Below are 21,605 nucleotides of genomic sequence, written 5' to 3'. Positions count from 1 at the left end.
GCCCAGGGCTGACAGAAGCGTTTTTGCCATATCTGCGCGCCAATGCGCTTTGCGCTACAACCCTAACCAATCATCGGCTTACAGCCTTTATTTAAAGGCTCTCTATCAGTTTCTGATCCATACTAATAATATGTAACGTCATTTTTCATATAGCCGGTCACACCCGGTATTTTTCTACCTTTTAGCGAGTTCATCCGCGTGAATATTCGTCTTTCTCTTGTCAGCCTGTTCTTCGCATTCGCAGGCACTGTCGCCAACGCCAGCGAAACCACCCTGGCCCCACGGGACACCTCGCAACTGCACATCGCTTCGGGCAGCGCGATGTTGGTGGACCTGCAAACCAACAAGGTGATCTACGCCAGCAACCCCGACGTAGTGGTGCCGATTGCTTCCGTCACCAAATTGATGACCGGCATGGTGGTGCTGGACGCCAAGCAGAATATGGACGAGTACATCTCCATCAACATCAGCGACACCCCGGAAATGAAAGGGGTGTTCTCGCGGGTCAAGCTCAACAGCGAGATGCCGCGCAAGGAGATGTTGCTGATTACCCTGATGTCCTCGGAAAACCGCGCCGCCGCCAGCCTGGCCCATCACTATCCGGGCGGCTATGCCGCGTTTATTGCCGCGATGAACGCCAAGGCCAAGGCCTTGGGCATGAACAGCACGCGCTATGTCGAGCCGACCGGTCTGTCGATCCATAACGTGTCCACCGCCCGCGACTTGAGCAAGCTGGTGCAGGCCGCGCGCAAGTACCCGATGCTCACGCAATTGAGCACCACCAAGGAAAAAACCGTGTCGTTCCGCAAGCCCAACTACACCCTGGGCTTTTCCAACACCGATCACCTGGTCAACCGTGCCAACTGGGATATCAAGCTGACCAAGACCGGCTTCACCAACCAGGCCGGCCACTGCCTGGTGCTGGTGACCAGCATGGGCAACCGCCCGGTGTCGCTGGTGATCCTCGATGCCTTCGGCAAGTTCACACACTTTGCCGATGCCAGCCGCATCCGCAAGTGGATCGAAACCGGCAAGAGCGGCTCGGTGCCGGACGTGGCCCTGCAATACAAGGCCGACAAGAACCTCAAGGCCCGCCAGACCGGGGTCGCCCAGTCCCACTGAGGCACGGTTGACAGGCACAAAAAACGGCGCCCTCGGGCGCCGTTTGCATTATGGCTGCTTCGGCCTTTCGGCCATCACCTTGAGTGCCTGGGCGGCCGCCTGTTCCTGGCCGGCCTGGGCCGTGGCGTTGGCGGCCTGCTGCCACCTACCCGCATCCAGGTTGGCCGGCAACTGGCTTGGCCGCTGGACCAGCACCGCCCACTGGCCGGCGCTTTTCCAGGCGGACTCGAAGTCGCTGAACGCCACTGGGCGTCTCCGGTCCCTGGCAACTCGCAACACCACCGTACTGTTTTGCTGATTAAACCCCACCAGCACCGCATAACGCGGCTCGGCCCATAGCGTCGAGCCCTCGGTAATCCGCACCATCACCGGGTAGCCCGCCGCCACCTGCGCCAACAGCGCGGTCAGCTTGGGGTCCAGCGGATACACCAGCATCCCGTACTCACGCGCCAGTACCTGCATATTGCGCTCAAGGTCGGCTTCCCCGCCCGGCAAGTGCAATGGCTTATCCAGCAAGCCCGGTGTAATCACAATGCCTTGTTGCGACAGCATGCTAGCCAAAGCGGCCGGACCACCCTGATAGGTGTCACCGCGAAACGCTGGCACCCCGTTGAGCTCTACGCGCTCGGGCAAACCGCGGAGGTTCGAGGGAGTGGGATGCCCCGCACACGCGGCCAAGCCGAGGACGCAGGCAGCCACCAACAAGGATGTTTTGAGGTTCGACCGTAAACGCAACTTCTTCACTCTCTTGATCATCAGCGGGCTGGGGCGTTGATCATAGGGCGCCCGGGGACGCGGGTATAGCCTTGGGCCACAGTAAAAAGCCCGGCATAGAGCAAACAAGTTGGATGTACACGACCATTGGTCAATAGCACGCAACCGGGAGGCAGCTAGACTGTCCATTGCAAAGACAGTGAGTGCCCTGCACAGGGCAAAAGGAGGCACTTATGAGCCTGACAACCACGATTTTCATGCTGGTGCTTAGCTGGCTGGCCGTCGCCGGCGCCATGTTGTGGGGGGTCTTGCGCGTGACCCGCCGGCACCATCATCCACAACCCAAACCCGCTGCACACGCCAAGAGCCACAAGCCAGTCGCGCATCACGCCTGAGCCCAGCCAGGAGCCGGCAGGCAGCCGGCCCCTACAGATCTAGGCCAGCTGTTTGCGAGCGACCGCAACTGACGCTGCCAGCATCGCCCGCAGTAACACCGCGCACCCCGCCGCCAGGTCATCCGGTGCCGCATTTTCGATCTCGTTATGGCTGATCCCGCCTTCACACGGCACAAATATCATCCCCGCCGGCCCCAGTTCAGCGACGAAGATCGCGTCGTGCCCGGCGCCACTGACGATATCCATGTTCGACAACCCCAGGCCATTGGCCGCCTCACGCACTGCATCGACACAGCCCTTATCGAAATACAGCGGTGGGAAATCGGCGGTGGGCACCATTTCGAAGGTCAGGCCGTGCTTGGCGCAGGTGTCGTCGATCACCTGGCGCACCTGGGCAATCATCGAATCCAGGCTCCCCGGTTCCAGGTGGCGGAAGTCGAGGGTCATGCGCACTTCGCCGGGGATCACATTGCGCGAGCCCGGGTAGGCTTGCAGGCAACCCACGGTGCCACAGGCATGGGGCTGATGGCCGAGGGCTGCGGCGTTGACCGCAGCCACCACTGCCGAAGCGCCGACCAGAGCGTCCTTGCGCAGATGCATCGGCGTCGGCCCGGCATGAGCCTCAACGCCGCGCAGGGTCAGGTCGAACCATTTCTGGCCAAGCGCCCCCAGCACCACGCCGATGGTTTTGCGTTCGTCTTCCAGGATCGGCCCCTGTTCGATATGGGCTTCGAAATAGGCCCCCACCTTATGCCCGCTGACCGGCCGGGTGCCCGCATAGCCAATCGCATTCAGTGCATCGCCCACCGTGACGCCCTCGGCGTCGGTCTTGGCCAGGGTGTCTGCCAGGGTGAATTTCTCGGCGAACACCCCGGAGCCCATCATGCACGGTGGGAAGCGCGAGCCTTCTTCGTTGGTCCACACCACCACCTCCAGCGGCGCCTCGGTTTCGATCTTCAGGTCATTGAGCGTGCGCAACACCTCCACACCCGCCAGTACACCGAAGCAGCCATCGAACTTGCCGCCAGTGGGTTGGGTGTCGATATGGCTGCCGGTCATCACCGGCGCCAGCGCCGGGTTGCGCCCCGGGCGGCGAGCAAAGATATTGCCCACCCCATCGACGGTCACAGTGCACCCCGCCGCCTCGCACCACTGCACAAACAGATCCCGGGCCTGACGATCAAGGTCGGTCAGGGCCAGGCGACACACACCGCCTTTGGGGGTAGCGCCAAGCTTGGCGAGGTCCATCAACGACTGCCACAGGCGGTCGCGGTTGATGTGCTGATGGGTGGGTTGCAGAACGTCGATGGCAGCGTTCATGGGGATCTCCTCAGGCAATATTATTGTTTGAGTCGGCGCGATATCCGTGGGGGCTGGCTTGCCTGGGATGGCGGCGGGTCAGTTACCACCGCTATCGCAGGCAAGCCAGCTCCCACATTGACCGCATTTACGACGGAAATTTAGCGGCGATAGGACTGGTTTTGCGCTTGCTGCACAGCCCGTAATACAACACCCCGCCCAATGCCGATCCGGTAAACCAGCCGTAGCTGTAGAACCAGCTGAAGGCATCGCTGCCCAACGACAGCAAGGTCAGCACCACCGGCACACCGAAAGCGATAAAACCCGCCACGTTCCAGGCCGGGTACACGTCATCGCGGTACAGCCCCGCCAGGTCAAGTTGCTGGCGACGGATCAGGAAATAGTCCACCACCATGATCCCGGCAATCGGCCCCAACAGGCTCGAATAACCCAGCAACCAATTGGAATACACGGTTTCCAGGCTGACATCGGACACGATCAGGCCGAGCTTTTTCAGCAGTTCGTGGGCCATCAACGCCAGCCCCACCAGGCCGGTGAGTATCACGGCGGTGGTGCGGTTGATCAGCTTGGGCGCGATGTTCTGGAAGTCGTTGGTGGGCGAGACAATATTGGCCGCCGTGTTGGTCGACAGCGTGGCAATGATGATCAGCGCCATCGCCACCGCGACCCACACCGGGCTCTGGATGTGCCCGATCAGGGTCACCGGGTCGGAGACGCTGACCCCCACCAGTTTCACCGAGGCGGCGGTCATGATCACGCCCAGGGCGGCGAACAGGAACATGGTCAGCGGCAGGCCGAAAATCTGCCCCAGAATCTGGTCCTTCTGGCTTTTGGCATAACGGCTGAAGTCAGGAATATTCAGGGACAAGGTGGCCCAGAACCCGACCATCGCGGTCAGCCCGGCCATAAAGTACCCCGTCAGGCTCGCCCCTTCTGGCCGCTTGGGCGGGATCGCCATCAACTCGCTGAGCGACACATTGGGCAACGCCCACACCAGCAGGCCGATACCCACGGCCACCAGCAGCGGTGCCGACAGGGTTTCCAGCCATTTGATCGACTCGGCACCGCGCAGCACCACCCACAGGTTCAGCACCCAGAAGATCATGAAGCCGATCACCTCACCGGTGCCGCCCAGGCTCTTCCAGCCCTCGAAGATCGAACCGAGGAACAAGTGGATCGCCAGCCCGCCGAACATCGTCTGGATACCGAACCAGCCGCAGGCCACCAGCGCCCGGATCAGACACGGCACATTGGAACCAAGGATGCCGAAGGATGAACGCAGCAGCACCGGGAACGGAATGCCGTACTTGGTGCCCGGAAAGGCATTCAGCGTCAGGGGCACCAGCACCACGATATTGGCCAGCAGGATCGCCACCAGCGCCTCGCCCACCGACAAGCCGAAGTACGCGGTGAGCACCCCGCCCAGGGTGTAGGTCGGCACACAGATCGACATGCCGACCCACAGCGCGGTGATGTGCCACTTGTTCCAGGTTCGTTCGTGCACCTTGGTCGGTGCCATATCGTGGTTGTAACGGGGGCTGTCGAGGACGTCGCTGCCGGCGTCGAGTTCATACAGGCCGTCGCGTTCTATGACTTGCGATCTGTTCTGTTGCATGGCCGCTCCACGGTTTTTTTGAATTATTGTTGCTCATCCGGCGTTCAACGCTGGATGGCCGCAGTCCCGCATGGACAACATGACATCACGGACCCGGCCAACCGGCAGCGCACTCAATTACCGTGCCGCACACCTTCACCGCATCCGTACCGCTTATATAACTGGCTGATGTTTATCAGCTTTATTTTGTTTACCGAAAAGTCCCACGGCACTTTCAACGTTACTCAGGCCAAATAACGCAGAAGTTGTCCGAACAATCAGGACTCAATCTGGTGCAACACAATTATTTTTATTACTGCCTGCCGTCAAGAGGCAACTCTCAAGCGTCTGATTTGCAATAGGAAATGTTGCTCATATTGGGAACCTGTCAAGTGCGTCAAAATGGTGAGAGGTCGCTACATTTTGGTGATTTTCAGTTTTTATTCTTGTAAATCAACGAGTTATTACGGATATATACTTATAAAAAATAATCTTGATCATTCGAAAAACTCGGGCTAGTTTCTATTCCTGTCACCGATGACAAGAATAGATTCTGTACGGTGAGCAGAACTACAACACTTAGAACTGGCATAAGCCGGTCAAGCCCCTGAGGAACTCGGCATGTCTCTGTTGATCCGCGGCGCCACCGTTGTTACCCATGATGAAAGTTATCCAGCCGATGTCTTGTGCGCAGACGGTCTAATCCGCGCTATTGGCACTGATCTGGAGGTGCCCGCCGGCACCGAGATACTCGATGGCAGCGGCCAATACCTGATGCCCGGCGGTATCGACCCCCATACCCACATGCAACTGCCCTTCATGGGCACCGTGGCCAGCGAGGACTTCTTCAGCGGTACGGCAGCAGGCCTGGCGGGCGGGACCACGTCGATCATCGACTTCGTGATTCCCAACCCGCAGCAGTCGTTGCTGGAGGCCTTCCATCAGTGGCGCGGCTGGGCCGAGAAGTCGGCGGCCGACTACGGGTTTCATGTCGCGATTACCTGGTGGAGCGAACAGGTGCGCGAGGAAATGGCCGAGCTGGTAAGCCACCACGGCATCAACAGCTTCAAGCACTTCATGGCCTACAAGAACGCGATCATGGCCGCCGACGACACCCTGGTCGCCAGCTTCGAACGCTGCCTGGAACTGGGCGCAGTGCCCACCGTGCATGCAGAGAACGGCGAGCTGGTGTATCACCTGCAACGCAAGCTGATGGCCCAGGGCATCACCGGGCCCGAAGCCCATCCGCTGTCGCGCCCTTCACAAGTGGAAGGCGAAGCGGCCAGCCGGGCGATCCGGATTGCCGAAACCATCGGCACGCCGCTGTACCTGGTGCATGTTTCGACCCAGGAAGCCCTCGACGAAATCACCTACGCCCGCGCCAAGGGCCAGGCGGTCTACGGCGAGGTCCTGGCCGGGCACCTGCTGCTGGACGACAGCGTGTACCAGCATCCCGACTGGCAAACCGCAGCGGGCTACGTGATGAGCCCGCCCTTCCGCCCCCGCGGGCATCAAGACGCACTGTGGCGCGGCCTGCAATCGGGCAACCTGCACACCACCGCGACCGACCACTGCTGCTTCTGCGCCGACCAAAAGGCCGCCGGGCGTGACGACTTCAGCAAGATCCCCAACGGCACCGCCGGCATCGAAGACCGCATGGCGCTGCTGTGGGACGAAGGCGTCAACAGCGGGCGCCTGTCGATGCAGGAGTTTGTCGCATTGACCTCCACCAACACCGCAAAAATCTTCAACCTCTACCCACGCAAGGGGGCGATCCGCGTCGGTGCCGATGCCGACCTGGTGCTGTGGGATCCCCAGGGCACACGGACCATCTCGGCCAAGACCCACCACCAGCGGGTGGACTTCAATATCTTCGAAGGCAAGACCGTACGCGGCGTACCCAGCCACACCATCAGCCAGGGCAAGCTGGTGTGGGTCGATGGCGACCTGCGCGCCGAGCGTGGTGCCGGGCGCTATGTCGAACGGCCGGCGTATCCGGCGGTGTTCGAGCAGCTGCGCAAGCGGGCCGAGCATTCCAGGCCAGTCGCGATAAACCGCTGAAATCGCCACTCGCAGGCAAGCCAGCTGCCACCCGTTGATAGGTGAACCCGATCAAATGTGGGAGCAGGCTTGCCCGCGATGAGGCCAGTGCAAACAACAAAAAACCAATGCCCGCCAGAGGCAAAAAAACCGTGAGGCCCTTACCGTGATCCAGACCCTGAACCACCTCCCCCACCCCAACGAAGATGGGGCGACCCTCGCCAGCCATTTCACCGACCTGGCACCGCCCCTCAATGCCCGCCAGGCCCACCTGGAAGCCTCGCGCTGCCTGTATTGCTACGACGCGCCGTGCGTCAACGCGTGCCCCAGCGAGATCGACATCCCCTCGTTCATTCGCAATATCCACACCGACAACGTCCAGGGCGCGGCGCAGAAGATTCTCTCGGCCAATATCCTCGGCGGCAGTTGCGCCCGGGTCTGCCCGACAGAAATCCTCTGCCAGCAGGCCTGTGTGCGCAACCACAGCGACGAATGCGCCCCGGTGCTGATCGGCCTGTTGCAACGCTATGCCATCGACAACGCGCACTTTGAGCAACACCCGTTCCAGCGCGCCGCCCCTACCGGCAAGCGCATCGCGGTGGTCGGTGCCGGGCCTGCGGGGCTGTCCTGCGCCCATCGCAGTGCCTTGCATGGGCATGACGTGGTGATTTTCGAAGCCCGGGAAAAAGCCGGCGGCCTCAATGAATACGGGATCGCCAAGTACAAACTGGTGGATGACTTCGCCCAGCAGGAGCTGGATTTCCTCTTGCAGATCGGCGGCATCGAAATCCGCCACGGCCAGCGCCTGGGCGACAACCTGAGCCTGAGCGACCTGCACCAGCAATTCGACGCGGTATTCCTCGGCCTGGGCCTGGCCGCCAGCAAACACCTGGGCCTGCCCCACGAAGACGCCCCCGGCCTGCTCGCCGCCACCGACTACATCCGTGAGCTGCGCCAGGCCGACGACCTCAGCCAACTGCCCCTGGCCGACCGCTGCATCGTGCTCGGTGCCGGCAATACCGCCATCGACATGGCCGTCCAAATGGCTCGCCTGGGCGCGCGGGACGTCAACCTGGTATATCGCCGTGGCCTTGCCGACATGGGCGCCACCGACCATGAACAGGAGATCGCCAAGGCCAACCAGGTCCGCCTGCTGACCTGGGCCCAACCCGACACCGTGCTGCTGGACGACCACGGCCAGGTACGCGGTATGCGCTTTGCCCGCACGCGCCTGGAACACGGCCGGCTGCACACCACCGGCGAAACCTTCGAGCTGGCGGCCGATGCGATCTTCAAGGCCATCGGCCAAGGCTTCGACGAGCAGGCCTTGCACGATCCCCTGGCCCAGCAACTGCAACGCCAGGGTGAACGGATCTTTGTCGATGCGCAGCTGCAAACCAGCATCCCCGGCGTGTATGCCGGCGGCGATTGCATCAGCCTCGGGCAAGACCTCACCGTCCAGGCCGTGCAACACGGCAAGCTGGCCGCCGAGGCCATGCACGCTCAACTCATGCTCAACGTGGAGGCTGCGTAAATGGCCGATCTCTCGATTGTCTTCGCCGGTATCAAAGCCCCCAACCCGTTCTGGCTGGCCTCTGCGCCACCCACCGACAAAGCCTACAACGTGGTCCGCGCCTTTGAGGCCGGCTGGGGTGGCGTGGTCTGGAAAACCCTGGGTGAGGACCCGGCGGCGGTCAACGTCTCGTCCCGTTATTCGGCGCACTTTGGCGCCAACCGCGAAGTGCTGGGTATCAACAATATCGAGCTGATTACCGACCGCTCCCTGGAGATCAACCTGCGGGAAATCACCCAGGTGAAAAAGGACTGGCCGGACCGCGCACTGATTGTGTCGTTGATGGTGCCGTGCGTCGAAGAGTCATGGAAAAACATTCTGCCCCTGGTAGAAGCCACCGGTTGCGATGGCATCGAACTGAACTTCGGCTGCCCCCACGGCATGCCGGAACGGGGCATGGGCGCGGCCGTGGGCCAGGTGCCAGAGTACGTGGAACAGGTGACACGCTGGTGCAAGACCTACTGTTCGCTGCCGGTGATCGTCAAGCTCACGCCCAACATCACCGATATTCGCGTGGCCGCCCGTGCCGCGTATCGCGGGGGCGCCGACGCGGTGTCGCTGATCAATACCATCAACTCCATCACCAGCGTCGACCTGGAGCGCATGGTCGCCCTGCCGATCGTCGGCACCCAAAGCACCCACGGCGGCTACTGCGGCTCGGCGGTGAAGCCGATTGCCTTGAACATGGTCGCCGAAATTGCCCGCGATCCCCAGACCCAGGGCCTGCCGATCTGTGGGATCGGCGGCATCGGCAACTGGCGCGATGCCGCAGAATTCGTGGCCCTGGGCTGCGGTGCAGTGCAGGTGTGCACGGCGGCGATGCTGCATGGTTTTCGGATTGTCGACGAGATGAAGGATGGCTTGTCGCGGTGGATGGACAGCCAGGGCTACAGCAGCCTGCAGGATTTTTCCGGGCGCGCGGTGGGCAACACCACGGACTGGAAGTACCTGGACATCAACTACCAGGTCATCGCCAAGATTGACCAGGCCGCATGCATCGGCTGCGGGCGTTGCCATATTGCCTGTGAAGACACCTCGCACCAGGCGATTGCCAGCCTCAAGCAGGCCGATGGCACCCACGTGTACCAAGTGATCGACGACGAATGCGTGGGCTGCAACCTGTGCCAGATCACCTGCCCGGTGGCGGATTGCATCGAGATGGTGCCGATGGACACTGGCAAGCCGTTTCTCAACTGGACCCAGGATCCGAGGAACCCCTATCGGGAGGCTGTGTAACCATTTAAATCGCTATCGCAGGCAAGCCAGCTTCCACATTTCAATGGTGTGAATCCAATCCAATGTGGGAGCTGGCTTGCCTGCGATGAGGCCCTCAACCTCTCCCCAAAGCTCAGGGTTCCAAGCCAATCCCCCGCAAAATCACACTGGTCACCGTCTGCACCGCCCGCTCGAACTGCATATCCGACAGCGCCTGATGGTCGTTGAGGATCATCACCTGGTGATCGAAGTCGGCATAGTGCTGGGTCGAGGCCCAAATCATATACAGCAGGCTCGACGGCTCCACCGCGAGGATGCGCTTATCTTCCACCCACTGGCGGATCTTCGCTTCCTTCATCTTGGCCCAATCGTAGAGGCTCGCATCCAGCGCTTCGCCGAGGGTCGGCGCGCCGTGGATGATTTCATTGGCCCAGACTTTCGAGCCATAGGGGCGGCTGCGCGAGTGCTGCATCTTCGCCCGGATGTAGCTGCTGAGCACCACCCGTGGGTCATCGAACATTTCGAAGCACAGCGCATCCTGCTTCCACACTTCCAGCAGGTCGAACAACACCGCGCTGTACAACTCGCTCTTGGTGCTGAAGTAGTAATGCAGGTTGGAGCGCGGCAGTTGCGCCTGTTCGGCAATGTCGGCCATGGCGGTGCTGCCATAGCCTTTTTCGGCGAAGACCTTTTCAGCGGCCAGCAGAATCTTTTCGACGTTGACCCGACGGATACCGATCTTGTGATTGCCCATAGGGGCTCCCTGACAACGACATGCCTGGAAGACTACCATCCGCTCTAGATCGGGGCGACAGCCTGAGTGGAAACTTCGTACACTGCCCGCTCCTCCCCTTGATAGGTAGTGCACGATGTTGATCAAGAACACGTTGATGGCGGTTGCCTTGCTGACCTCTCTGCTGGGCGCCCAGGCGGCCTTGGCCCACGCCCACCTGAAAAGCACCACGCCGGCGGCCGACAGCACCGTCGCGGCCCCCGCCGACCTGCGCCTGGTGTTTTCCGAAGGCGTCGAAGCCACGTTCACCAAGGTGTCCCTGAGCAGGGACGGCACCGAAGTGGCGGTCAAGGGCCTGGAAACCCCGGACAAAGACAAGAAAACCCTGGTGGTGACCCCGGCCGCCCCGTTGGCTGCCGGCACCTACAAGGTCGAGTGGCACGCCATCTCGGTCGATACCCACAAGAGCGCAGGCAGCTACAGCTTCAAGGTCGGCCAATAACCCATGGCAACCCTGCTGGTGCTGTGCCGTTTCCTGCACTTTATGGCGGTGCTGCTGATGTTCGGGGCCAGTGTGTTCCGCCCCTTGCTCCTGGGCACCAAGCCCCAGCCGGCAGTGGACCGGCAACTGGCGCGCCTCACCGGGCCACTGGCCTGGCTGGCCCTGGGCAGCGGCGTGGCGTGGCTGCTGTTGATCAGTGCCAGCATGGCCGGCAGCGACTTGCTGGCGCTGGACCTTGCAACGGTGCAATTGGTGCTGGGCAAGACTTTTTTCGGCCAGGTCTGGAGCGTGCACCTGCTGTTGAATGGCCTGTTGGTGCTGAGCTTGCTGACACGTTGCAACCGCGCGCGCCTGCCCCTGACGGCGCTGCTCCTGGCAACCCTGGCCCCCGTGGGCCATGGCGCCATGCTCAGTGGCCTGAGCGGGCAATTGCTGATCCTCAACCAGGGGGTGCACCTGCTCTGCGTCGGTGCGTGGCTCGGTGGGTTGCTGTTGTTGGTCCTGCTCCTGCGCCAAACGCAGCACACGTCCCTGCAAGAGATTCTGCAGCGCTTCAGTGGGGTCGGTTACGGGCTGGTGGCGGGTTTGCTGGTCACCGGGCTGATCAATATCCGCGTGCTCACCGGGCAATTCTGGCCTACCCCGCTGTTCAGCGGGTTTGCCTTGATCCTGTTGATCAAGGCGCTGCTGGTGGCGGGCATGCTCGGCCTGGCAGTGCTGAACCGGCTACGGACCCAGGATTGCCAGCAACGACGTGGCCAATTGCAGGCCAGCGTGTTGCTGGAATGGCTGTTGGGCGCGGCGGCGGTGGCGGCCGTTTCCCTATTGGGCACCCTGCCACCGATGCTGTAGGAGCATCGTCCAGTTCAAGGCGGACTGTTCTTCAAGCGCCCCGCCGTGTCGATACTCACCACCACCGACAGCCCCGGCCGCAGGCGTTCGCTTTGCTCCTGATCGGGGTCCACCGTGATCCGCACCGGCACGCGCTGGGCGATCTTGACGAAGTTGCCGGTGGCGTTATCGGCCTGCAACAGGCTGAACTCAGACCCCGTCGCCGGCGAAATACGCTGCACCGTGCCATGAAACTTGCGGTGGTCCAGGGCATCCACGGTAAACGTTACCGGCTGGCCCACCTGCACGTTGTCCATCTGGGTTTCTTTCATATTGGCGATCACCCACAACTGGTTCGGCACCAATGCCATCAGCTGCGCGCCGGAGTTGACGTAGGCCCCCAGACGTACACCAATCTGCCCCAGTTGACCGTCCCGGGGGGCCAGGACGCGGGTGTTCGACAGGTCGATCCGCGCCAGCTCCACCGCTGCATCGGCACTGGCCACCGCCGCTTCCAGGGAGCCGCGATTGACGATTACCGTCTGCAGGTCCTGGCGGGCGATTTCCAGGCTGGCCTGGGCCTGGGCCACAGCGGCGATGGTTTGCGCGTTGGCGGCGCGGGTCACGTCCAGTTCTCGGCGCGACACCGAGCCGTCGCTGATCAGCTCTTCGTTGCGACGCAGGTCCGCAGTACTTTTGCGCGCCTGGGCCTGGCTATCAGCCAGGGCGGCCTGGCGCAGCTTGATGGTCGCCTCGGCACTGTTGCGCTGTTGCACCACGTTGGCCAGGGCGGCTTGCTGCACCGCCAGTTGCGCCTGGGCCTGGTCCAGGCGTTGCTTGTAGATGCGGTCGTCGAGGCGTACCAGCAAATCCCCGGCCTTGACGTGCTGGAAGTCCTGCACCGGCACCTCGAACACATAACCGCCCAATTGCGGGCTGATGATCGTCACCTGGCCGCGTACCAGAGCGTTTTCGGTGGTTTCCACGGCGCTGCTGAACGGCGGCAATTGCCAGGCGTACAGCACAATCAACACGCCAACGATGGCAATCGCGGCAAAGCCCAGGGACGAGACGATGCGCACGCCCAGGGAGCGCGGCTCGGTGGCCGTCGCACCCGGTGGCGTGCTGCCCTCCGGGGTGGCGGCAATGGCATTGGTGGTCGTGGTGGTAGCCGTAGGTTCGCTCATGAAGGAAGTGCGCCGCTAGGTTGAACGGAAGGCGCTGCACTGGCGGCAGCTTTCTTGGTGGTGCTCATCAGCCACAGGCTGCGGGTAAAGATCCACAACATGGTGAGGATCGCGATGATCGCGATCAGCATAAACACATCGTTATAAGCCATGACATTGGCCTCGCGGGTGGCCGCCGTGGCCAGGCTGCGAATACCCATCAGGTTGCGCAGTTCCGGGTCGGCAATCACCGAGCCGTAGGCCGAGCCGCCGCTTTGTACACGGGCCGCGACCCGCGGATCCAGCAGGGTCAGGTGTTCGACAATCATGCTCGAATGGAATTTCTCCCGCACCACCTGGAAGGTGCCGAGCAACGCCGCGCCCATCAGCCCGCCGAGGTTCTGGCAGATCCCGAACAACACCGAGAAACTCACGAGGTTGCGCGGGTTGGCCAGCACATTGCGCATCCCCAGCACCATGGTCGGGCCGAGGAAGAAGGTACCGCCAAACCCCAGCAGAAACTGGCTCAGGTACATGTTCTGCGGCCGCGTCAGGTTGCTGGAGAAGCTGTCCATCACCGAGCCCGTGGCCATCAGCGCCAGGGAAATCACCAGGGGCATCAGCAAGTGTGCCGGGTTGATGGTCAACGCGCTGATCACCAGGCCACTGATCGCCCCCAACAGCATCACCAGGTACAGGGTGCGCATTTGCTCGCTGCTCATATTCAGCGCCTGCAAAAAGCCCACGGCGCCGGTGGATTGCTCCGACAGCACCATGCGGATCAGGATTACCGCCAGGGCCAGGCGAATCATCACCCCGCCGCCCAGCCAGCGGGTCATCAGCAGCGGGTTGGCGCGGTTATGTTCGATGGCCAGCCCGGCCATGATCAGCACCAGGGAACAGGCCGAGGCCACGCCGATCCACGGGGCTTCCAGCCACCAGTCGATGCGCCCCAGGGACAGTACCGCGCAGAGCAATGCCACGCCTGAGGCGAGCAAAGCAAAGGTCAGGAAGTCGAGTTTTTCAAAGGTCTTGAAGCGATCGCCCGGCGGCAACTTGAGCAGGAACACACAGCCCAGGCAAGTCAACGCCATGCCCAGCTCAAACAGGTACAGGCCGCGCCACTCGGCAATCTGCAGCAAGTCTTCGGAAAACAGCCGCGCCATCGGCAACGCCAGTTGCGCGGTACCCAGGCCCAGCACCAGAGCCTTGAGCCGCCACTTCGCCGGGAACGCCTGGACCATGTAGTACAACCCCAGGGAACTGAGGGCCGCGCCCACCATGCCGTGGGCGGCACGCACGGCGATTGCCGAACTGAGGTCATTGACGAACAGATGGCCAAAGGTGACCAGGGCGTAGAGCACCAGGAACACTTCGGTAAACGCGCGCAAGCCGAACTGCTGGCGGAACTTCACCAGCAGCAGGTTCATGGACACGTTGGTCATCACATAGGCGGCGGGTAGCCAGGCCATTTCGGCGGTGGTCGCGCCCAATGCCCCTTGCAGATATGGCAGATTGGCGATCACCAGCGCATTGCCCAGGCCGCCGGTGATTGCCACCAGCACCCCAACCAGGGCAAAGGCCCAGCGTTTGAGCGTGGGGTGATGGGGCGTCGACGGCGACCCCGGCAAGCTCGGACGCTCGTGGGGTTGCCAGGTGTGCGGGGTGTATTTATCCATTCGTGACCTTGATGACCGACGCACGAGGCCGGTAAAACCCTGACTCAGAGCTTAGTAGACCTGAGCGGGGTTCATCTTGTCATCTTTGTGGGAGCTGGCCTGCTCCCACATTTGATTTGTGATGTGGCGCAAATACGTGCCCAGCCGCCCCCCCTGTGGGAGCGGGCTTGCCCGCGATAGCGGCGGTTCAGGCGCTATTTCTGGTGGCTGACACACTGCCATCGCAGGCAAGCCAGCTCCCACATTTGATTTGTGATGTGGCGCAAATATGTGCCCAGCCGCCCCCCTGTGGGAGCGGGCTTGCTCGCGATAGCGGCGGTTCAGGCGCTATTTCTGGTGGCTGACACACTGCCATCGCAGGCAAGCCAGCTCCCACATTTGATTTGTGATGTGGCGCAAATTATGTGCCCCAGCCGAGCCCCTCCTGTGAGAGCCAGCTCCCACAGGAGGTTTTAGATCCAGCCCAGCCAGCTCCAGTAGGTGGCGGCAAACACCAGCATCAGCAGATAGCCAATCACCGTGACCAGCAAGCCCACCTTGGCAAACTGCCGCGCGGTGAAGGTGCCGGTGCCCAGGCACACCATGTTCTGCGGGGCGTTGATCGGCAGGATAAAACCGTAGCTGACCACAAACCCGAGCAACATGGTCATGCCCAGCCGGCTGAAGTCTCCCGGCAGGGTTTGCAGTACGGCAATCAGGATCGGCAACAACGCCGAGGTCAGCGCGGTAGCGCTGGCAAAACCCAGGTGAATCACAATCAGGAATGCGCCGAGGATCGCAAACACCCCCAGCGGCCCCAGTTGATCCAGGCCGGTATGCCCCACCACCTGCGCGCCCAGCCATTGCCCGGCCTGGGTGGTGAGCAACGCGGTACCCAGGCTGATGCCCACACCGAACACAATCACCGTGCCCCAGGGGATACGCGACTGCACGTCCTTCCAGGTCATCACGCCGATCCCCGGCAACAGCAGGAACACCAGGCCGGCGTAGGTGGTGGAGGTGGTATCGAAGCTGTGCAGGCGCCCTTCCGTGGCCCAGGCCAGCAGCAGCAATACCGAAACGGTCAGCAAGCGCTTCTGCGGCCCGGTCATCGGGCCGATCTCCACCAGGGACTGCGCCACCGCTTCCTTGCCACCGGGAATGCTATTGCTTTCCGGGGGCAGCAACTTGAGCACCAGAAACAGCAGTACCGCCGACATAATCAGCGCCCACGGCGCCCCGGCGATTAACCAGTCGATCCACGACACGCGCTGGCCGAGCATCTTGTCCATAAAACCGACCGTCAGCAGGTTCTGCGCAGCGGCGGTCTGGATCCCGACGTTCCAGATACTGGTGCCCTGGGCGACGACGATCATGATCCCGGCGGCGATATTCGAGCGTTTGTCCACGCCAAACGCGGCAATCACCCCCATCATGATCGGCACCACGCAGGCGCTGCGGGCGGTGGCGCTGGGCACCACCAGGCTGAGCAGGATGGTCACCGCAATCGCGCCCACCAGGATCCCGCGAGTGCTGGTACCGACCCGGGTCAGGGTCACCAGGGCGATACGCCGGTCGAGGCCGGTGTGGGTCATGGCGGCGGCGATAAACAACGCACCGGCCACCAGGGCCAGGGCCGGGTTGGCAAACCCGGTGAGCGCCATGCTGATAGCGGGGCTGGAACCGATCAGGTGCGTCGGGTCCTGCAAGGACGGTGCGGTGCCCAACAGAAAGGCCATCAACGAGGTGATCATGATCGCACTGGCTTCGTAGGACACCGCCTCGGTGATCCACACCACCACGGCAAACGCGAGGATCGCCAGCATCCGCTGGCCGGCCACCGGCAAATCGGCGGGCAGCGGCAACAGCAGCACGCCGACCATCACCAGTACGGCAATCACCAGGCCCATGGGCAACTTGAATGATGCAGCGGTTGTTGCGGGGCCGTTCATGGGGTTCTCCGTCAGCCTTCAAATCAGGCCGACAGCATGAGGCAAAGCACCGCACGCCGTGTTGACGGGTATCAACGTGCCAGGCCAACACGTGAGCCCAGCCCCCTCCTATCGGCCAGCCGGCCGCAGCAGAGCATCGACCTGCTCAGCCACGCTTAGCAAAAGGCTGTCGTTTCTAAATCCTCCGATTATTTGCAGCCCTACCGGCAGCTCTGCAGTTTTGCGCACAAGAGGAATATTCACTTGCGGCAATCCAAATGCCATCCAGAACTTGATGAAATCCGACGGCCCAGTGGCGCCAAGGCCCAACGGGGCGACGATGCCGCAGCTCGCCCCCAGGACGACGTCAAACGGGCTGAATATCTCCTCCAGCACCGGCGCCAACTGTGCCAGACGCCTCTTCGCCGCTGACTCTTGCTCCCAACTGGTCCGCTCGGCGCGGGCGAACATATCGAGGATTTCCATGCTCATCTTGTCCGGGTGCCGATTGAACTCAGCGGCCAATGAGCGGGCGCCCTCACAATCGTTTATCAGCAGATGGTCATCAAACACCCTGGCAAACGCCTCGGGCAACACCACCTCGCTCACTCGGTGCCCTGCCGCACGCAGCGTATCCATAGCGGCTTCCAGTGCCAGGGCCACGTCCTTGTCCACCTGATCCCAGTGCGCCGTACGGCAAAAGCCCAACGACCGTAGCGGGCTTTCCGCGGGGCGCGCCGGGAACCCCGGGATCAGGACTTGCGCAATCAGGCTCAAGTCACGCACCGAACGCCCAAACCAGCCGGCCGTGTCGAAACTCGGCGCCAGTGGCTTGACCCCCTCAAGCGAGACCAACCCATAGCTGGGTTTGAAGGCGTGCACCCCACAGCAAGCGGCAGGTTTGATCAATGATCCGGCCGTCTGCGTACCCAGGGCGATGGGAAAGAATCCAGCCGCCAGCCCCGCCGCCGAGCCCGCACTCGAACTCCCAGGCGTGCGTCGGGAGTCCTGGGGATTGCGCGTCGGCCCGGTGTGCATATAGGCGAATTCGGTGGTGTGGGTCTTGCCCATAATCAGCGCCCCCGCCTGGCGCAGCAGCGAGACAACCTGTGCGTCGCGGGACGGGCGGTTGTCCTCATAGATCGGCGAGTAAAAACCGGTGGGATGATCCACGGTGTCGTAGTTATCTTTGACCCCCACCGGAATACCTGCCAACAGACCTCGCGCACGCGTCCCGGTCAATTGCCTCGCTTGAGCACGTACCGCGTCGGGGTCGAACGAAACAAAGGCCTGTATTGTCGACTCCTGGGCCTCGGCACACCCAAGGAAGTGTGCGGCGACTGTCTCTTCGCTCACCTCACCCGCACAGACCCGCTGTGCCAGGGTGGTGGCATCCAAATGATCAAAACGGTACATGGCATTCCTCTGTTACAGGCCTGTCTGCCCAAGGGATTAATGCAAAATCTGCGGGTTGTCGAAGAAGTCATTGGGCGCCGAGGTCGGCTCGTCGAACAGCATGATTTTCGGCTTCATGCACAGGGCACGGGTAATCGCCACGCGCTGTTGCTGGCCGCCCGACAATTGCCCCGGAAACTTGTGGGCCTGCTCCGGGATGCGCACGCGCTCCAGGTTCCGTCGCAGCCATTGAGCAACTTGACGAGTTCACGTCCTACCGTTGGCTGGCGTGCCCAAAAGACTTAAATCAACTTAACGTCGTTTGCGTAACATGCGTTAAACAGCGAACGCCGATTGCAAATCACAGAAGCCTTTTATCTCGATGGGATTGCCGGCCGGATCCAGGAAGAACAGGGTTGCCTGCTCGCCCGGTCCGCCGGCAAAGCGTAGATAAGGGGCGAGGACAAACTTCACCCCGCCCGCGATCAAACGGTCCTTTAACACCAGCCAGTCCGGCATCTCCAGCAACACCCCCAGATGAGGCATCGGTACCAGATGGTCGCCGACCCTGCCTGTATCAGTGACGGCAAAGGGCTCACCCAGGTGCAGGGATAATTGATGCCCGAAGAAATTCACGTCCATCCATGTATCCGTGCTGCGCCCTTGTGCGCAACCCAGCAAGTCACAGTAGAACTGACGTGAAACTTCCAAATCGCGAACATGGTAGGCCAGATGAAAAATCGACTGCATGGAGCGCTCCTTAAATCACCATCTATTTAAATGACAGTGGAATAAGGCAAAGTTTGTGCTGCTTTTACAGAAACACACAGCATGTAATTTTTATTCAGAGCGAAAGAATTTTTAACGATAGCCCCGTACAAGAGCAGGGAGTATTGCCCTACCCCAGTAACTGGCTCAACACCGCCCGCAACTTACCTGGCTTGACCGGTTTGTTCAGCAACGGTGCTTCCAGGCGGCGCAGGGCGCGGCGGCACTGGTCGGTGCGGTCCGCCGTGATAATCACAGCGGGAATGTTCTGGGCGAAATGCTCGCGCAACTGCTTGACCACCGCACACCCCACCACCCCATGGTCGAGGTGATAGTCAGCCAGGATCAGCTCCGGCGCCCGGCCCTGCAACGCCAGCAAGGCACCGGCCTGGTCGGTGGCGGTCACCACCTCGCAGCCCCACTGCCCGAGCAGCGCGCGCATGCTTTCAAGGATGCTCAGCTCGTTATCGATCACCAGCAGGCGCCGCCCGGGCAACGGATTACCGGTGCTCGGCTGTGTCGGCAACTGACTGATGGCCAGGGGTACCTCGGCACTCAACGGCACCTCGATGCTGAACATCGAGCCGCGCCCCGGCCATGAGCGTACTGCCACCGGGTAACCCAGAATCAGCGCGATACGCTCGACAATCGCCAGGCCCAACCCAACGCCCTTGCGATCCGCGGCGCGGCCGACATCGAGTTGGTTGAACTCCAAAAAGATCGAGCTCAACCGGTCCGCCGCAATTCCGCGCCCGGTGTCCCAGACCTCCAGGCGCAGGCGATCACCGCGTCGCCGCGCGCCCAACAGGATGCAACCCTCATCGGTGTAGCGGCAGGCATTGCTGAGGAAGTTGCGCAAAATACGCGTCATCAAGCGCAAGTCCGTGCGGATCGCGTAGCCGGCAGTGCGCGCCCGCAGCTTGAGGCCCGCCGCCTGGGCCACCGAATGGAACTCCGACACCAGCGGCGCAAACAGCTCATCCAGGCGGTACAGCGCCACGTCCGGCTTGACCGCCGCCTGGTCCAGGCGCGAGATATCCAGCAAGTCGGTCAGCAGGTCCTCGGCCCCTTCCAGGGCCTGATGGGTGCGCTCCACCAGCACTTGCTCGACACTGGGCAGGTTGCGTTCACGCAGGGTAGAGATCAACAGCCGCGCCGCGTTGAGCGGTTGCAGCAGGTCATGGCTGGCGGCGGCCAGGTACTTGTCCTTGCTGCGATTGGCGGCCTGGGCGGCGTCACGGGCGTCGCGCAGGTCTTGTTCAGTCTGTTCGCGCCGGGCGATCTGCTGTTGCAGGTTGTGGTTGGCTTCGAGCAGCTCATCGGTGCGCGCCGCCACCCGCTGTTCCAGCTCATCGTTGAGGCGGATATAGCGTTTGCGCTCGGCCTCCAGTTCATCCAGCCGCGCCGTCAGCTCCGGGTAGTGGCTCTTGCGCGCCGAGTGATCGCCCAGCCCCAACAGCCCGGCCAGAGCCCGCTGCTGGTCGTCAGAGAGCTTCGCCATAGACGACCTCGACGTCACGCTGGCTCGACTCACGCGGGTTGGTCAGGATGCACGGGTCATGCATGGCGTGTTGCGACAAAAACGGAATATCTGCCACCCGCACCCCGTGCAGGCCGAGGGTTTCATGGAAGCCGATGGCGTGCTTGAGGGCAATCAGGTGCTCCACCAGCCGCCCGCAGATCTGCCGGTGGTTGAGGCCCCGGCAGTCGATGCCGAAGGTCTCGGCAATCACCTTGAACCGTTCCGGCGCCGAGTTGTAGTTGAACGCCACCACATGCTCCACCAGCACCGCGTTGCACAGGCCATGGGGCAAGTCGAGAAAGCCGCCCAGGCTGTGGGACATGGCATGCACCGCGCCGAGGATCGCATTGGAAAACGCCAGGCCGGCCTGCATGCTGCCGAGCATGATTTTCTCGCGCAGGGCGATATCGCCGGGGTTGGCGATCATCTGCACCAGGTTGCCATTGATCAGGCGCATGGCTTCCAGCGCATGGGGGTCGGTCAGTGGGCCGTGGCCGGTGGACACAAAGGCTTCGATGGCATGCACCAGCGCGTCGATCCCGGTACAGGCCGAGAGGAACGGGTCCATGCTGGCGGTGGTTTCCGGGTCGATCAACGAAACATCCGGCACCACTGCCTTACTGACGATGGAAAACTTCATGCGTTCCTGCTGATTGGAAATGATCACGAACTGCGACACGTCGGCCGAGGTGCCGGCGGTGGTCGGGATCAGGATCAGCGGCGGGCTGGGCACGCGGATGGTGTCCACCCCTTCGAACTCAAGAATGCTGCGCCCATGGGCGACCACAATACCGATGGCCTTGCCGCAATCCATCGGGCTGCCGCCGCCGACGGCGACGATCACATCGCAATGGTTCTCGCGGTAGACCTCGGCGCCCTGCATCACTTCTTCGACACGCGGGTTGGGTGACACCGCGGTGTACAGGCAGTACTCGATCCCAAGGGCCTGCAGGCTGGCCTCGACATCCGCGACCCAACCGGCAGCGACCACACCCGGGTCGCTGACCACCAGGACCTTGCGCGCACCAAAGGTCTTGGCGTAATTGCCGACATTGTGCCGGGAACCGGCGCCGAAGATGATTTCTGGGGAGACGAATTTACGCAATTGGCTGAGGCTATGGCTCAT

General features: G+C 62.0%; 18 protein-coding genes and 1 pseudogene. 7 read left to right on the top strand and 12 right to left on the bottom strand.

Going from position 1 to position 21,605, the window contains the following annotated elements:
• Positions 1-198: 198 nt before the first annotated feature.
• Positions 199-1,122 (top strand): D-alanyl-D-alanine endopeptidase, encoded by a 924-nt coding sequence (gene pbpG / locus PSFL_RS07660; RefSeq protein WP_057441495.1) that lies wholly within the window; start codon positions 199-201, stop codon positions 1,120-1,122.
• Positions 1,123-1,170: 48 nt separating this feature from the next.
• On the opposite strand, the gene PSFL_RS07655 is transcribed toward pbpG, so the two are convergent.
• A complete protein-coding gene (locus tag PSFL_RS07655; RefSeq protein ID WP_057441587.1) occupies positions 1,171-1,857 on the bottom strand; it encodes a peptidase C39 family protein in 687 nt (228 codons plus the stop codon).
• A 212-nt stretch (positions 1,858-2,069) separates the two neighbouring features.
• Here PSFL_RS07655 and PSFL_RS07650 point away from each other — a divergent pair, with 212 nt between their 5' ends.
• The gene (locus PSFL_RS07650; protein WP_170045434.1) at positions 2,070-2,231 is read left to right on the top strand and encodes a hypothetical protein; all 162 of its coding nucleotides are present in this window, start codon (positions 2,070-2,072) and stop codon (positions 2,229-2,231) included.
• 39 nt (positions 2,232-2,270) lie between these two features.
• On the opposite strand, the gene PSFL_RS07645 is transcribed toward PSFL_RS07650, so the two are convergent.
• Complete coding sequence (locus PSFL_RS07645; protein ID WP_115128512.1) at positions 2,271-3,551, bottom strand: Zn-dependent hydrolase; 1,281 nt, start codon at positions 3,549-3,551, stop codon at positions 2,271-2,273.
• Positions 3,552-3,678: 127 nt separating this feature from the next.
• Positions 3,679-5,166: an NCS1 family nucleobase:cation symporter-1 gene (locus PSFL_RS07640; protein WP_057441488.1), complete on the bottom strand. Its 1,488-nt coding sequence runs from the start codon at positions 5,164-5,166 to the stop codon at positions 3,679-3,681.
• 600 nt (positions 5,167-5,766) lie between these two features.
• Between PSFL_RS07640 and hydA the strand changes: the two genes are divergently transcribed.
• The 3 genes from hydA (at position 5,767) to preA (ending at position 9,994) form a co-directional block, all read left to right on the top strand.
• A complete protein-coding gene (gene hydA, locus PSFL_RS07635; RefSeq protein ID WP_057441486.1) occupies positions 5,767-7,206 on the top strand; it encodes a dihydropyrimidinase in 1,440 nt (479 codons plus the stop codon).
• A 145-nt stretch (positions 7,207-7,351) separates the two neighbouring features.
• Positions 7,352-8,719, top strand: coding sequence for an NAD(P)-dependent oxidoreductase (locus PSFL_RS07630; protein ID WP_397469862.1), 1,368 nt, complete (start codon positions 7,352-7,354; stop codon positions 8,717-8,719).
• On the top strand, positions 8,720-9,994 hold the full coding sequence (gene preA, locus PSFL_RS07625) for an NAD-dependent dihydropyrimidine dehydrogenase subunit PreA (RefSeq protein ID WP_057441482.1): 1,275 nt from the start codon (positions 8,720-8,722) through the stop codon (positions 9,992-9,994).
• A 112-nt stretch (positions 9,995-10,106) separates the two neighbouring features.
• Here preA and PSFL_RS07620 read toward each other — a convergent pair whose 3' ends face one another.
• Positions 10,107-10,727 (bottom strand): TetR/AcrR family transcriptional regulator, encoded by a 621-nt coding sequence (locus tag PSFL_RS07620; protein ID WP_029298440.1) that lies wholly within the window; start codon positions 10,725-10,727, stop codon positions 10,107-10,109.
• A 115-nt stretch (positions 10,728-10,842) separates the two neighbouring features.
• On the opposite strand from PSFL_RS07620, the gene copC reads away from it, so the two are divergent.
• Together copC and copD are read left to right on the top strand one after the other, a co-directional pair.
• Complete coding sequence (copC, locus tag PSFL_RS07615; RefSeq protein WP_115128513.1) at positions 10,843-11,208, top strand: copper homeostasis periplasmic binding protein CopC; 366 nt, start codon at positions 10,843-10,845, stop codon at positions 11,206-11,208.
• 3 nt (positions 11,209-11,211) lie between these two features.
• Positions 11,212-12,060, top strand: a complete 849-nt coding sequence (copD, locus tag PSFL_RS07610) for a copper homeostasis membrane protein CopD (RefSeq protein WP_115128514.1) — start codon at positions 11,212-11,214, stop codon at positions 12,058-12,060.
• A 14-nt stretch (positions 12,061-12,074) separates the two neighbouring features.
• Here copD and PSFL_RS07605 read toward each other — a convergent pair whose 3' ends face one another.
• From PSFL_RS07605 to ercA, 8 genes and pseudogenes are all read right to left on the bottom strand, one after another.
• On the bottom strand, positions 12,075-13,226 hold the full coding sequence (locus PSFL_RS07605; protein WP_115128515.1) for an HlyD family secretion protein: 1,152 nt from the start codon (positions 13,224-13,226) through the stop codon (positions 12,075-12,077).
• Positions 13,223-14,884: an MFS transporter gene (locus tag PSFL_RS07600; protein ID WP_115128516.1), complete on the bottom strand. Its 1,662-nt coding sequence runs from the start codon at positions 14,882-14,884 to the stop codon at positions 13,223-13,225. Before PSFL_RS07600 ends, PSFL_RS07605 begins: the two co-directional genes overlap by 4 nt.
• 452 nt (positions 14,885-15,336) lie before the next feature.
• Complete coding sequence (locus PSFL_RS07595) at positions 15,337-16,815, bottom strand: DASS family sodium-coupled anion symporter (RefSeq protein WP_057439399.1); 1,479 nt, start codon at positions 16,813-16,815, stop codon at positions 15,337-15,339.
• Positions 16,816-16,923: 108 nt separating this feature from the next.
• Positions 16,924-18,210 carry an amidase gene (locus tag PSFL_RS07590; protein WP_397469861.1) on the bottom strand — a complete coding sequence of 429 codons (1,287 nt, stop codon included), beginning with the start codon at positions 18,208-18,210 and terminating at the stop codon, positions 16,924-16,926.
• A gap of 75 nt (positions 18,211-18,285) precedes the next feature.
• A pseudogene (locus tag PSFL_RS07585) lies at positions 18,286-18,432 on the bottom strand (ATP-binding cassette domain-containing protein); the annotation flags it as partial.
• Between the two features lie 93 nt (positions 18,433-18,525).
• Positions 18,526-18,939: a VOC family protein gene (locus PSFL_RS07580; RefSeq protein WP_057439400.1), complete on the bottom strand. Its 414-nt coding sequence runs from the start codon at positions 18,937-18,939 to the stop codon at positions 18,526-18,528.
• Between the two features lie 148 nt (positions 18,940-19,087).
• Positions 19,088-20,458, bottom strand: a complete 1,371-nt coding sequence (locus PSFL_RS07575) for a hybrid sensor histidine kinase/response regulator (RefSeq protein WP_115128518.1) — start codon at positions 20,456-20,458, stop codon at positions 19,088-19,090.
• Positions 20,442-21,605 carry an alcohol dehydrogenase-like regulatory protein ErcA gene (ercA, locus tag PSFL_RS07570; RefSeq protein WP_057439401.1) on the bottom strand — a complete coding sequence of 388 codons (1,164 nt, stop codon included), beginning with the start codon at positions 21,603-21,605 and terminating at the stop codon, positions 20,442-20,444. Before ercA ends, PSFL_RS07575 begins: the two co-directional genes overlap by 17 nt.

This window comes from Pseudomonas sp. DD1 (assembly GCF_044510355.1).
GTDB classification, from domain to species: domain Bacteria; phylum Pseudomonadota; class Gammaproteobacteria; order Pseudomonadales; family Pseudomonadaceae; genus Aquipseudomonas; species Aquipseudomonas shahriarae.
Note: the sequence above shows the minus strand (reverse complement) of the source record. Positions and strands in the feature narration are given on the sequence as shown.

Bases quoted from the DNA above. Each gene is read 5' to 3' on its own strand.
- PSFL_RS07650 (WP_170045434.1), top strand. From the start codon at position 2,070: ATGAGCCTGACAACCACGATTTTCATGCTGGTGCTTAGCTGGCTGGCC.
- PSFL_RS07645 (WP_115128512.1), bottom strand. From the start codon at position 3,551: ATGAACGCTGCCATCGACGTTCTGCAACCCACCCATCAGCACATCAAC.
- PSFL_RS07640 (WP_057441488.1), bottom strand. From the start codon at position 5,166: ATGCAACAGAACAGATCGCAAGTCATAGAACGCGACGGCCTGTATGAA.
- hydA (WP_057441486.1), top strand. From the start codon at position 5,767: ATGTCTCTGTTGATCCGCGGCGCCACCGTTGTTACCCATGATGAAAGT.
- preA (WP_057441482.1), top strand. From the start codon at position 8,720: ATGGCCGATCTCTCGATTGTCTTCGCCGGTATCAAAGCCCCCAACCCG.
- PSFL_RS07620 (WP_029298440.1), bottom strand. From the start codon at position 10,727: ATGGGCAATCACAAGATCGGTATCCGTCGGGTCAACGTCGAAAAGATT.
- copC (WP_115128513.1), top strand. From the start codon at position 10,843: ATGTTGATCAAGAACACGTTGATGGCGGTTGCCTTGCTGACCTCTCTG.
- copD (WP_115128514.1), top strand. From the start codon at position 11,212: ATGGCAACCCTGCTGGTGCTGTGCCGTTTCCTGCACTTTATGGCGGTG.
- PSFL_RS07605 (WP_115128515.1), bottom strand. From the start codon at position 13,226: ATGAGCGAACCTACGGCTACCACCACGACCACCAATGCCATTGCCGCC.
- PSFL_RS07600 (WP_115128516.1), bottom strand. From the start codon at position 14,884: ATGGATAAATACACCCCGCACACCTGGCAACCCCACGAGCGTCCGAGC.
- PSFL_RS07595 (WP_057439399.1), bottom strand. From the start codon at position 16,815: ATGAACGGCCCCGCAACAACCGCTGCATCATTCAAGTTGCCCATGGGC.
- PSFL_RS07590 (WP_397469861.1), bottom strand. From the start codon at position 18,210: ATGTACCGTTTTGATCATTTGGATGCCACCACCCTGGCACAGCGGGTC.
- PSFL_RS07580 (WP_057439400.1), bottom strand. From the start codon at position 18,939: ATGCAGTCGATTTTTCATCTGGCCTACCATGTTCGCGATTTGGAAGTT.
- PSFL_RS07575 (WP_115128518.1), bottom strand. From the start codon at position 20,458: ATGGCGAAGCTCTCTGACGACCAGCAGCGGGCTCTGGCCGGGCTGTTG.
- ercA (WP_057439401.1), bottom strand. From the start codon at position 21,605: ATGAGCCATAGCCTCAGCCAATTGCGTAAATTCGTCTCCCCAGAAATC.